The sequence below is a fragment of the Echinicola rosea genome (assembly GCF_005281475.1).
In the GTDB taxonomy this organism is placed as follows: Bacteria; Bacteroidota; Bacteroidia; order Cytophagales; family Cyclobacteriaceae; genus Echinicola; species Echinicola rosea.
In genome coordinates, this window is the sequence record NZ_CP040106.1 from 912,253 (window position 1) to 924,901 (window position 12,649).

Sequence of the window (12,649 nt, forward strand, 5' to 3'; positions counted from 1 at the left end):
TCCCTTATTTGTTATGCTCTTTGGAGTGTTCATTTATGGTGCTTAATGCTAGTTTAATAAAATGAACGTAAAGTAAAAATATTGTTATATGTCATTATTGATTATATATTAGCAGTATTAATCGGCGAGGAATAAACCAACTTTCACATGGTGAAAAGCAACAAAAATATCAACATCATATTTTCGGCATTTTTGATGCTGTCAATGACGTTTTTGGCCTCATGTTCCAAAAACAACGGTCCTACCTATGGGCGAAGGACTGCAGGAAATCCCGGAAAAGTCAGTGCCGCTACAGGTGCTGAGTTAAATTTTGATCTGGAAGACACTACTCAATTTACCGTAGTCAAGCTAAAAGAGCCTGCCAAAGGTCCTAAACTCAAGTATATTCAAGGAGGACGTGCAGTACTCGGGACGCAGGAGCAGGATGTTATGGCTTTCCGCGATAATGCAGAAAGAACAGTAACCATCGCGTCTTTCTATATGGACGAAACAGAAGTGACCAACTTGGACTATAAGGAGTTTCTCTTTGACATGAGAAAACGCTCCAGTCCCGATTCGGTAAGGCGGCTGGAACCTAGGGAGGATGTATGGACAGAAGCACTTTCTTACAACGACGTTTACTCCACCTATTATTTCAGACACCCCGGCTTCAACTTCTATCCTGTAGCAGGCGTTACATGGGAGCAGGCCAATGCCTATTGTAAGTGGAGAACGGCCTACGTAAATGAGCTATATCGTGAAAATGAAGGCCTTGACTCTACCATGAGCAAAAACATGCTGATCGAGCGAGGTGTGGTATTGCCAAACTACAGGCTACCGAACGAGGCCGAATGGGAATACGCTGCTAAAGCGATGATCGGCACGCAGTATCTCGACGAAAATCAAGAAAATGGACGTATTTACCCTTGGGATGGTCGTGGTGTCAGAAATCCCTACGACGTAAAGCGTAAAGGCCGACAAGGCGACCTTTTGGCCAACTTTAAAAGAGGCCGTGGTGACTATGCCGGTATTGCCGGAGGAGTTACCAATGATGGCGACATCATCCCTGCCAATGTTTACGAATACCCACCTAATGATTTTGGCCTATATAATATGTCGGGCAACATGAACGAATGGGTAGAAGATGTTTACCGACCACTCTCCTATCAGGACTTTGAAGACCTCAACCCGCTCAGGAGAGATGGCACCAACGATGAAGCAGAAGCTTACAGGACATCCTTAATAGATAATAACTACCGTGTTTACAAGGGCGGAAGTTGGAGAGATGTTGCTTATTGGTTGTCACCTGGAACAAGACGATTTATGCATCAAGATTCTGCCACAAACCATATTGGGTTTAGATGTGCCATGATCTCTGTTGGCGCAGACGATATGTAAAAATAAAAATTGACTGATTGATGAAGGGATGTTTCAAGCATGAAATATCCCTTTTTTTTTAATTTTTGACCGCTTATCAATTTTACTTTTTGGCCAAGCCGGTTCATCACCCTAGCTATGCTAATTTTTTGTAATTTGCTCTGATAAACGAACAGAATATGAACCTAAATTTTCAAACCCTAAGGCACCTTGTTTGCCTGTTGGGCGTAATCTTTCTTTATGGAAGTCTCCATGCCCAAGAAAACAATGGGTACAAAACCCCTCCACAGTCAATCCAAGACTTGGTCAATGCCCCTGTAACTCCTTCGGTCTATTTCAGCAAGGAGGGCGATATCATGCTCATTCTGGAAAGACCCGGCTACAAATCCCTCAAGGAAGTGTCCCAGCCCGAATTGCGCATCGGCGGGATCCGTATCAATCCCAAAACCAATGGCCCAAGCCGCTCATCTTCTTACAGCGGCATCACAGTAAAAGATGTAAAATCAGGTGAGGAAACGCCCATTTCAGGCTTGCCGGAAGATGCTAAAATCAGCGGGATCAGCTGGTCAGATGATGAAGAGCACCTGGCTTTTGGCATCGTAGGCGATGAAGGCATCAGCCTGTGGGTGGCAGACCTATCCACCAAAACGGCCACACAAGTAACGGATGAAATCATTAACGATGTCTATGGTACGGCTTTTACTTGGCTATCCGACCAATCGCTATTGATAAAAGCCACTAATCCAGACCGTGGCCCCATGCCTGAAAAACCGCAAGTACCTTCCAGTCCCATCATCCAAGAAACCTCTGGCAATGCTGCCCCCAGCAGGACATATCAAGACTTACTGGCGAATGAATACGATGAGCAACTTTTTGCCTATTTTATGGATACGCAGTTGATGATCGTGGACGTGGATGGCAGTACCAAGCCCTTGGGAAAACCCGCCATGATCAAGTCCATGGATATATCTCCGGACGGCCAATACGTTCTCGTTGAATCTATCCAGCGCCCATTTTCATACTTGGTGCCCGCTTATCGCTTTCCTTACAATGTGGAAGCATGGAGCATCGATGGATCAAAAAAAATCACCATCGCTGAAATCCCACTGGATGAAGTACGTCCTACTGGCTTTGATGCTACAGTAACCGGTCCAAGATCCATCAATTGGCGGAAGGATACTCCTGCCACCCTATACTGGGCAGAAGCACAGGATGGTGGAGATCCGAAAGTGGAAATCCAAGAACGCGACATTATCTACACCCTGGATGCGCCATTCACAGGAAACAAGCAAAAACTCGCTTCCACTAGCTTACGGTACTCAAGTATCGATTGGTCAGATGATAATTTTGCAGTGCTAAATGAGCGGTGGTTTGACACTCGACAAGAAAAACGATCACTCATCGACCCTTCCCAACCGGAAAAACCAAAAGCAACCTTTATCGAAAGAAGCTATTCGGACATCTATAATGATCCAGGAGATCCCGTAATGACGACCAATGAACTGGGAGAATATGTCCTTCTAAGAAATGGAAACCAGCTCTTTATGACCAGTGAAGGCGGCTCTCCCGATGGAAGTATGCCTTTCCTCAGCACATTTGATGTAAGCTCAGGCGAGCAGGATATTCTCTGGCGCTGTCAGGCACCTTTTTACGAGGAAGTCGTAAAAGTCTTGGATGACAAAGGCCACAGCTTCATCACCAGAAAGCAAAGCACGGATATCCAACCAAACTACTGGCTAGTCAATACAAGAAAACGAATTGCTCCGATCCAACTGACAACTTTTGAAGACCCTTACCCTTCCCTGAAAGGGATACAGAAGGAACTGGTCACTTATACCAGAAATGATGGGCTGAACCTATCTGCTACCATCTATACCCCGGCAGGATATGATCCCGATAAGGACGGCAGCTTACCTGTCTTGATGTGGGCTTATCCAAGGGAATATAAATCCAAAGCAGTAGCTGCCCAGGTAAGAGGATCCAAGTACGAATTTACCCGGCTGTATTGGGGCACTCCACTGTATTGGGTCACCCAAGGCTACGCCATCATGGACCGAACGGAAATGCCCATCGTAGGTGAAGGAGATCAAGAGCCCAATGATTTCTTCATTGAGCAATTGGTAGCCAATGCAGAGGCAGCGATAGACTATATCGTGGACAGGGGCATTGGTGACCGGGACAGGATCGCCGTTGGCGGCCATTCCTATGGTGCTTTTATGACGGCCAATTTACTTTCCCACAGCAACCTATTTGCTGCAGGCATCGCCCGTAGCGGAGCTTATAACCGTACACTGACGCCTTTTGGCTTTCAATATGAACAACGAACCTATTGGGAAGCTCCAGAAGTCTATTACAATATGTCGCCATTCATGCACGCTGACAAAGTGAAAACACCAATCTTGCTGATCCATGGCGAAGCGGACAACAATTCCGGCACCTTCCCCATCCAGTCGGAGCGCTATTACAACGCCCTGAAAGGACATGGTGCTACCGCCAGATTGGTATTCTTACCCAATGAAAGCCATGGATATGCTGCCCAGGAATCCATTATGCATACCTTATATGAAATGAATGAGTGGTTGGACAAATGGGTAAAGAACAAGGGAAAGTAAGAACCCAGCAAGAAGCCTGATTGCCCAAGAAACTTAAATTCACAGCATCATAAATCCCGCATACTGGTATATGCGGGATTTTTTTGTAATTTATCAGGGACAAAACAGAGACGAAAAGCCAATAAACACCAAACACATAGCCGAAAAATGTAATTTACCTTTACTTTTGCAAGTATCACCATGTTTTTCCCATTTCCTATGAAGCACCATTTACTCCTTATTTTTTTCTTCCTTTCACTACTCCAACAAGCCTTTGCCCAAAACTGGCAAAGAATCAGTGACCGGGGCAATGAGCTGACAGACATCCATTGGGTCAATGAAGACGTGGCATTCATTTCCGGAGATCAGATTATGCTCAAGACCACCGATGGGGGGGAAAGCTGGTCGGAAATGTCCATGCCCTTGGAGACTAAACTGCTTTCCGTAGATTTCCAAAATCACCAAACTGGTGCAATGGCTGGAGAAAACGGAGCACTGCTACACACCGATGACAGTGGCCAGTCCTGGAAGATCATCAACTTAAATACCACTGAAGATATACTGTCAGTAAACTACCTTTCCGAAGATGACATTTGGATAGCAGGCACATCGGGTACCTTACAGCACTCTTCAAATGGCGGAGATGCGTGGGCATCGGTCACATTGGGGATCACTGCTGATATCAACACGCTCTTCTTCACAGACAATAAGGTCGGCTATTTGGGCACTTCCTCTGGAGCCATTTACAAGACCTCAGATGGAGGACAGACTTGGCAGCCGGTCACCTTACCTGTCAGTACCGCTGTAAACGACCTCTACTTCGTCAATGACACGACCGGCTATGCGGTGGGCGATAACGGGCTCATCTTAAAGACGATTGACGCAGGAGACAACTGGGCCTTTGTCCAAAGTGGCACCAATTACAACTATATGCAGGTAGCCTTTAACAGGGACAACCCTGACACCGGGATCGTCGTAGGAGAAGAAGGCATTGTCCTGTTTACCAATAATGCCGGGCTGACCTTCGTCGTCCGAAACAGCCGTACTACAGAGGACATTAAAAGTATCGACTACAAGCAAAGCACCAACACGGTCTTTGCCGTGGCTGATGCCGGAACAATCCTCCGATCCACCAATTCAGGAAATTCGTGGACATCTCTATTTGCAGGCAATCCCAACGATTTTTTGGCGACGGATTTTGTAAGCGATAGTCGTGGCTATATTGCTGGCAAAGAAGCCGTAATTTTACGGACAACCAACAGCGGCAATTCCTTTACTGACTATTCCCGTCCGTTGGCAACAGATTTTCATGACATCACATTTGTATCCAATGCTTTCGGTTATGTGGCCGGTAATGGTGGGACGGTCTTGAACACCACCAATTCTGGAGGAGCTTGGACGGCCCTAAACCCCAAAACTGAAAAAGACATTTTCGGCCTGTATTTCGCTGATACTGACACAGGGTACATTGTCGGCGAAAATGGGTACTTCGCCAAAACCGAAAATCGTGGTGTCAACTGGATCACCATCAATGCGGGTAATGAATCGTTCGACTATCATGACATCGATTTTTTTGAAAATGGCCCTGGAATTATTATCGGTGAAAGTGGACATGTATTTAGAAATTCCGGTGTAGATGATGATTGGCAAGAAATTTCCCTTGGCACCTCCCAAAACTTAAACGGCATTTTCATGATCAATGCGACCATTGCCATCATGGTCGGTGACAATGGCAGCGCCTATATAACAGAAGACCAAGGAGGCAGCTGGAAACAGCTTAGCACCAACACCACCCAAAACCTTCGTGATGTAGCCTTTTTGGACAGCTTGACAGGATTCATTGTGGGTGATGGAGGCTTGCTCCTGGAAACGAATGACCAAGGAAAAAGCTGGAAACAAGTTGAGACCGAAACTTATCAGGACTTTACATCAATAAGCTTTGGTGATGTCAATACCGGCTATGCGGTAGGGGGATTTGGGATGATCTATCAATACAGCTGTGAAGTTCCCACCGCCACGGGCACCATCAGTGGACAAGCCAATATTTGCCTAAGCCAACAGATCTACACGGTAGAAAATAACGAAAATGAAGACCTGGTCTATGAATGGCGTGTGGATGGCGGCAGGATCATTGAAGGGCAAGGATCAGACCAAATAGTAGTCCAGTGGGAAAGCCCTGGACGGAATGGCGTATTGGTAAAAAGCCAAAATGTTTGCGGAGATGGCCCCACAGCAGCACTGGAGGTCACCGTCTCCACCACCCCGGAAAAGGTACCTGGCATCGCCGGAAATGGAATTGCCTGTCTAGAAACTGTCAGCAATTATGAAGTAGATTCCATACCGGGAATGGAATATATCTGGACAGCACATAACGGAATCGTTCAATCAGGCCAAGGCACCGCACATGTCTCTATCTCTTGGGAAGCAGAAGGAGCACAACAGCTAAGTGTAACCCCAAAAAATGCATGTGGAGAAGCCACTGCCACCACTAAAACGATCACCGTATCCTATGCGCCGGACCAACCAGATGCTATCATCGGATTGGCCCAAGTCGGGCTGGAAGAGCAGTCCTATGAAGTGACTGCCGTAGATGGTGTAAATTACCAATGGTCCACCCCAGGAGGAAGCGTTATCTCCGGTCAAGGCACTCATGCGGTCACTGTGAACTGGGAAAAAGAGGGTGATTTTCTGCTGGAAGTCACGCCGAGCAACAGCTGTAATGATGGCACTTCCCAGCAGCTTGCCGTCAACGTAAACCTCATTACAGGTATTGAAAAAGAAGCTGAAAAAAACCACATTAAAATCTATCCAAATCCATCCAGTGGAAATATCCACATTAACGTAAAAGGAGCAGGGACAGTCAGGAAAATTAGCGTGATGGACCCGACGGGCAAATATTTACGAAAAATAACCCCTCATCCTGGTATATTCGATTTTGACATCGAAAATTTACCAACTGGCTTGTGGTTAATTGAGGTAGAAACCACAGCAGGAAAGACAGTGGATAAAGTGTGGATAAAGTAATCGAATTTTGGTTGATTTTATCAAAAAAACAAAAAATTCCCAAGCTAAAAAGCTTGGGAATAAAACGAATGCGAAGACCTTATCATTTAGAAAATTAATCTGCAATTTCTTGAATGGGCTGGCCAGTGGTGCCGTTTGGAATGCGAATATCCAGTAACATCGAGACCGTAGGCGCAATGTCTGTAATAGTGCAGTAACGGGTACTAAATCCTGGTTTTATATGCCAGCCATAAAACAGCACCGGTACATGGGTATCATAAATGTATCCTGTGCCATGCGTCGTTCCCCTTGAGGAATTGGTCAGCCAAGATGGCTCCAAGATCAACAGTACATCGCCAGAAGCCTTATGGTTAAATCCCATCTGAAGCAAATGCTTACGGCCCTCCATATACTCAAAACGTTTCATATCCGAAGCGGTATAAGCTTCCTTGACCCCATCAAACCGAAGCATAAACTCAGCAATTTCACGCTGCATCTTTTCCAATTCGAGCCCTTTTTCGGCAACCAGCTTCCTATTCAGAAAAATCTGGTCATTGGCCGTGCTAAGGATCCAGTCACCCTCACCATAATGCTCCCTGGTAAATCCCTTAAGCTGGGTCAATGCAAACCGGGAATTAAAACTACCTGTAGGCACATTGATACTTTCCATGTAATTCACCACTTCTGCAACAGCATGATCAGCAGTCAAAAACACCATGTATTCTCCCTTGCCATATTCCTTGTCCAAATATTCAAAAAAAGCTTCTAAACCTTGGTCTAGCCTTAGATAGGTATCTTCTAGCTCCATGGAAGAAGGCCCAAATCGATGTCCTACATAATCGGTAGAAGAAAAACTAACCGCCAAAAAATCTGTCTCATCGCCTTTGCCCAGTTCCTCGCCTTCCAAAGCCGCATAGGCCATATCTAAGGTCAGGTCATTCCCAAAAGGCGTGCTGGCAATCAAGCCAAGACCTCCGTTATCCTCCATCAACTCCTCAAGGTCATATGGAAATTCTGGTGTCTCCATTCCCGTAAAAGGAACCTCAAAATCATTATTGTCAGCCACACTCTGGATATAGGTTTTGCTTTTATAAAGTGGCTTCCAATTATTGGACAGATACTTCTTGGCTAGTTTTTTCCGATTAAATTTCTGTAACCAATCAGGCAATTCATCCTTATAGTATGTGGAAGTCATAAAATCACCAGTCTCCTTATCCAACCAATAGGCATCCCCCAAGTGCCCGGCAGGAAGGGCCGCACCACGATCTTTGATCGCTACACCTACCACCTTCGAGCGCTGGTTTGTGGACAGGCGCAGCTCATCGGTTATGGTAGTGGTAAGCAGATTCCGAGGTGAAATACCCCCACTGCCTTTGCTTCCGCCTACATTACTTACCGTGCTGTCTTCCGCACAATAGATCATCCTCCCTAGATCCCTAACGTACCAATTATTACTGATAATACCGTGGGTAGCAGGAGTGGTTCCCGTATATACTGACGAATGGCCAGGACCAGTATAAGTAGGGATATAATTATAATGGGCATTTTTCATCATAAACCCCTCATTCATCAACCGCTTAAAGCCGCCATCTGTAAAACGGTCGTTGAATTTATGCAAATACTCGTAACGCATTTGATCCACTACAATTCCTACTACCAGTTTCGGTTTTTGGGAATCCTGGGCAAACCCGGCAAGAGCAATTAACATGGCCAGACCGGTAAGAAAAGTTTTTTTCATGGGTAATACTTCTTTTAATGATACCTAACGGACAAATTTAATGATTATACCCTTATTTAACGTAAACTTTTAGTGAAGTCTACTTTCCTTGAAATTCCGGAGATAAAAGGTGCATCCTGTACAGGAATGGGGATTTTAACATTGCTTTGGAGCCTTTATGTAAAATGTTTTATGAGTCTCCGGAATCATACACATAGCCAAACTTTATTGATAAATTGTTTTCCCGTTCTTTTATTCAGGTGTAAGAAGCAATCAAAGGTCTTCATGAATGCAACGCATTTCCATTGATGAAAAGAACCAAAAATCTAGTCAGTGGTGAGATCTTTAACTTTCGATATCATTTTAGGTAATTGTACCACTACGTGCAAAATCACGGATCAAGGCCGTTTAGTTAAGGGGGGTTCCTTCTTTTCATATACCTAAAAGTCCTTTTTTTGATTGACTTTGGCTGGGGAAACCTGATCATCCTGGTGGATTTTATCCTTTTCCTTTTTTCCCCCGAAAGCCTTCGGGGCAGGCTATTGATGAAAAAAGAAAGAAAAAAATCCAGGCCGGTGGTATGCCCTTTAAAATGGGACATGGATTTCCCCTGCGACGTGGATCCGTCACCCATTTTAATTTCCACCCGATGGCTACGGCCTAAAAGCGAGTGGGTCTCGCTGTTCCACGACGCGAGCCAACTCACTTTCTTAACGGCCTCCACCATCAGCTGGAAAACAGGCATACCAAGGGCCGTCATAAGGAAGCGATATATTTTTGGAACTTATTAATTGAATCCGCCTTGCAGGTATTGGGCGTTAAGAAATTAAAAAGCGGGTAGGCAAGAAGGCAGGCTTGTTTGACGAAATGGTGGAAAAAATGGTTGTTGGAAGCTAAACACGAGGAGTTTGCCTGCATGTGGGCGGGGTTTGATTTTAGCCCAATAGATGCACACCTGTGCGCCGTGGCGTAGCGGCGGGGTTTTTTGGTTACTTTTTTGACCTGAAGCAAAAAAGTAACAAAGGTAAAGAGATGAAAACCACCTAGGGATTTAGCTAGAAACCTCAGTTTGATTATAAAACCGTCACTGCGAGGCTTAGAGGGAGGCCTGAGCGGGTGGAAGCCGTCGCAGTCTCAGTATTTCGGGATTGCCACACCCTTTTCCAACCCACATCCTCTTAAAAAGGGTATGACGCTTTTAATACTAAAATTAAGTCGAGCTCAGGTTAATACTTACCCACACTAAATCATATAGAACCGTTTTAATTTTAGCCCAATAGCTGCACACCTGTGCGCCGTGGCGTAGCGGTGGGGTTTTTTGGTCACTTTTTTGACCTGCAGCAAAAAAGTGACAAAGGTAAAGGGATGAAAACCACCTAGGAATTTAGCTAGAAAAATAACTGCCCAAGGAAAAAATATAGAACCCATATTTTCCAGATACACACTAACTAAACGGCATTGAATCACGGATAGTCATTAAATATCTCGCGAATTACAGCACTACTTTCTATATTCGAGAAATTTTATCATTATGAAGTTATTAAAATTACTATTCGCAGGTCTGTTTATTTTCATGGAAATTTCCCCATCAATTTCCCAGTCTTACTTTGAGGATGGACTGGACCAAAATTTCCATCGCGAAAGAAGAACGGCCCTGAGGAAGTTATTACCGGAAAATTCAGTAGCCGTAATCTTCACAAACCCGGTCAAAAACAGATCAAATGACGTTGATTTTATTTACCATCCCAATACTGACTTTTTTTACCTGACAGGCTATCGTGAACCCAACGCCGTACTGCTGATATTTAGTGAATCGCGCCAAATAGGGGGAGAAACGACCGATGAAGTCATCTATGTTCAGCCCCGAGATGAAAATGCGGAAATGTGGAACGGCAAGCGATTGGGCATCGCAGGAGTAAAAGAAAAGCTGGGCTTTGAGGCAGTTTACCTCAACACGGACTTTGGGACAAATCCTGCATTGAAATTTGACCAATTTGATAAAATCCTCACTTTTAGTCTCTCGGAAAACATTGAGGAAAGCAGTGCAAACCAAGCCATGCTGGATATGCGTGAGCAGTTCAAAACCGAAACGGCATATCCAGAGGAAATGTCAGCGGTCACCAGCAAAATGTACGAACTCATCCGGGCCACAGACTTGGAAAATACTGCCAACGTCGCACAGGTAATTGGCAGGTATAGAAAATATTACCCAGAGGTAGAAAATGATGATATCCTAGTGGAATTTGTCGATGCAGATACTCCCGAAAAAAGGATGGCTGTGGCACAAAAAATTCCTTCGCAAAAACTAAACATCGCGGCGCTTCCAGAAATGATGACCAAACTCCGTGGCATCAAAACCGAAGAAGAAATCGGGATGTTAAAAAAAGCCATTAGCATATCGGCCATTGGTCAGATTGAAGTCATGAAAGCACTAAAACCGGGCATGTCGGAACGTGAGGTCCAAGGGATACATGAATTTGTTTATAAAAGGTATGGTGCCGAAAATGTCGGTTATCCATCCATCGTAGGAGCAGGAAAAAACGGCTGCATCCTTCATTATATCTCCAATGACCTCAGAGATCCCGATAAACGGCTTATGCTTATGGACCTTGGTGCAGAATGGAGAGGCTATACGGCCGATGTGACCAGAACCATCCCTATTTCCGGAAAATTCACCCCCGAAGAAAAGGCCATTTACGACTTGGTCTATAAAGCTCAGGAAGCCGCCATGCAGGCATGTAAACCTGGTGTAGAGTTCAGCGAAATCAGCCAAATCGCAAAAAGGGTCATCAATGAAGGTCTGCAAGAACTTGGCATCATCATCCGCGGACAGCGGCACCGTTATTTCCCTCACGGCACCAGCCACCACCTTGGGCTGGATGTACATGACCGTGGAGCATATGGTCCACTGGAAGAGGGAATGGTGCTGACCGTAGAACCGGGCATATATATCCCAGAAGGAAGTGACTGCGACGAAAAATGGTGGAATATTGCTGTGAGAATAGAAGATGATGTGGTGATTACCAAGACTGGTTTCGAAAACTTGTCCGCTGATGCACCCAGAAGCAGCAAGGAGGTAGAAGCCATGATGGCAAAACCTAGCATCCTCGAAGAATGGGTGCTCCCAGAACTATGAACCTCAGTTCGATTATAAAATCGTCACTGCGAGGCTTAGAGGGAGGCCTGAGCGGGTGGAAGCCGTGGCAGTCTCAGTATTTCGAGTTGGCCACACCCTTTTCCAACCCACATTCTCCTTGAAAGGGTTCGCGATGACGCTTTTAATACTAAAATTAAGTCGAGCTCAGGTTATGAGGCCTCGATTGCCAAAATATCAGTCATTCTGAAAATAGATAGGATCTCAGATCATGCTAAAAAATTTGGGGGTGATGGTGGTTGGTGCTTATGGAATGCTGATGATGAGGATTTCCGTTTCTGTCAGACCAGAGCCATCAATGCCCCATTATAAACATCAGCAACAAGCCCAATATGATAAAAACAGGACCCCAATATTGCATCTTTATCCAAAATATGCTGTGATTGGGCTTTACTAAAAACTCCTGCCCGGTCTTTTGGTCCACTAAAATCTTGCCCTCTCCACTGTTCCATTTTCTCCCCATCACCCAGCTGAACACACCTGTCCCAAAAAATGCGAGTGAAATCGCATAATGAAAATAATGCTGTCCCAGAACACTTATAAAAAGCACAAGCGAAATCAATAAAACCAAAATGGAGAGTATTCCCCTTCCCGACCAAATTATCATCGTTTCAAAATGTTAGCATTTTTCTTAAAAAACCATTCACCTTTTTTATGGTGAAAAATCACCAGTAGCAGATTTAAAACTACAAAATATTTTTAAATCTCCCTTAATCGGTACCAGAATCAACACATAAGTTTTTCATGGCTTTATCCTACCGCCCACCAAGCTTAGCTGTCCCCTCTTTACATAATAATAAAAACAATTGCATGTCAATCTGTCCCCAA

The 12,649-nt window shown here is 44.9% G+C and carries 7 protein-coding genes; 4 read left to right on the top strand and 3 right to left on the bottom strand.

The window, feature by feature from the left end; translation table 11 throughout:
- The first annotated feature begins 147 nt into the window (after positions 1 to 147).
- From gldJ to FDP09_RS03815, 3 genes are all read left to right on the top strand, one after another.
- Positions 148 to 1,377, top strand: coding sequence for a gliding motility lipoprotein GldJ (gldJ, locus tag FDP09_RS03805; protein WP_137401380.1), 1,230 nt, complete (start codon positions 148 to 150; stop codon positions 1,375 to 1,377).
- Positions 1,378 to 1,535: 158 nt separating this feature from the next.
- Positions 1,536 to 3,968: a S9 family peptidase gene (locus FDP09_RS03810; RefSeq protein WP_137401381.1), complete on the top strand. Its 2,433-nt coding sequence runs from the start codon at positions 1,536 to 1,538 to the stop codon at positions 3,966 to 3,968.
- Between the two features lie 198 nt (positions 3,969 to 4,166).
- The gene (locus tag FDP09_RS03815; RefSeq protein WP_137401382.1) at positions 4,167 to 6,971 is read left to right on the top strand and encodes a YCF48-related protein; all 2,805 of its coding nucleotides are present in this window, start codon (positions 4,167 to 4,169) and stop codon (positions 6,969 to 6,971) included.
- 94 nt (positions 6,972 to 7,065) lie between these two features.
- On the opposite strand, the gene pafA is transcribed toward FDP09_RS03815, so the two are convergent.
- Together pafA and FDP09_RS03825 are read right to left on the bottom strand one after the other, a co-directional pair.
- Positions 7,066 to 8,688: an alkaline phosphatase PafA gene (gene pafA, locus FDP09_RS03820; RefSeq protein WP_137401383.1), complete on the bottom strand. Its 1,623-nt coding sequence runs from the start codon at positions 8,686 to 8,688 to the stop codon at positions 7,066 to 7,068.
- Between the two features lie 391 nt (positions 8,689 to 9,079).
- Positions 9,080 to 9,412 (bottom strand): hypothetical protein, encoded by a 333-nt coding sequence (locus FDP09_RS03825; RefSeq protein WP_137401384.1) that lies wholly within the window; start codon positions 9,410 to 9,412, stop codon positions 9,080 to 9,082.
- A gap of 786 nt (positions 9,413 to 10,198) precedes the next feature.
- Between FDP09_RS03825 and FDP09_RS03830 the strand changes: the two genes are divergently transcribed.
- Positions 10,199 to 11,803: an aminopeptidase P N-terminal domain-containing protein gene (locus tag FDP09_RS03830; RefSeq protein WP_229683389.1), complete on the top strand. Its 1,605-nt coding sequence runs from the start codon at positions 10,199 to 10,201 to the stop codon at positions 11,801 to 11,803.
- A 313-nt stretch (positions 11,804 to 12,116) separates the two neighbouring features.
- Here FDP09_RS03830 and FDP09_RS03835 read toward each other — a convergent pair whose 3' ends face one another.
- Positions 12,117 to 12,428 carry a hypothetical protein gene (locus FDP09_RS03835; protein WP_137401385.1) on the bottom strand — a complete coding sequence of 104 codons (312 nt, stop codon included), beginning with the start codon at positions 12,426 to 12,428 and terminating at the stop codon, positions 12,117 to 12,119.
- Positions 12,429 to 12,649: the final 221 nt, after the last annotated feature.

Excerpts from the sequence above, each read along its gene's own strand:
- gldJ (WP_137401380.1), top strand. The coding sequence starts at position 148 with ATGGTGAAAAGCAACAAAAATATCAACATCATATTTTCGGCATTTTTG.
- FDP09_RS03815 (WP_137401382.1), top strand. The coding sequence starts at position 4,167 with ATGAAGCACCATTTACTCCTTATTTTTTTCTTCCTTTCACTACTCCAA.
- pafA (WP_137401383.1), bottom strand. The coding sequence starts at position 8,688 with ATGAAAAAAACTTTTCTTACCGGTCTGGCCATGTTAATTGCTCTTGCC.
- FDP09_RS03810 (WP_137401381.1), top strand. The coding sequence starts at position 1,536 with ATGAACCTAAATTTTCAAACCCTAAGGCACCTTGTTTGCCTGTTGGGC.
- FDP09_RS03825 (WP_137401384.1), bottom strand. The coding sequence starts at position 9,412 with ATGCCTGTTTTCCAGCTGATGGTGGAGGCCGTTAAGAAAGTGAGTTGG.
- FDP09_RS03835 (WP_137401385.1), bottom strand. The coding sequence starts at position 12,428 with ATGATAATTTGGTCGGGAAGGGGAATACTCTCCATTTTGGTTTTATTG.
- FDP09_RS03830 (WP_229683389.1), top strand. The coding sequence starts at position 10,199 with ATGAAGTTATTAAAATTACTATTCGCAGGTCTGTTTATTTTCATGGAA.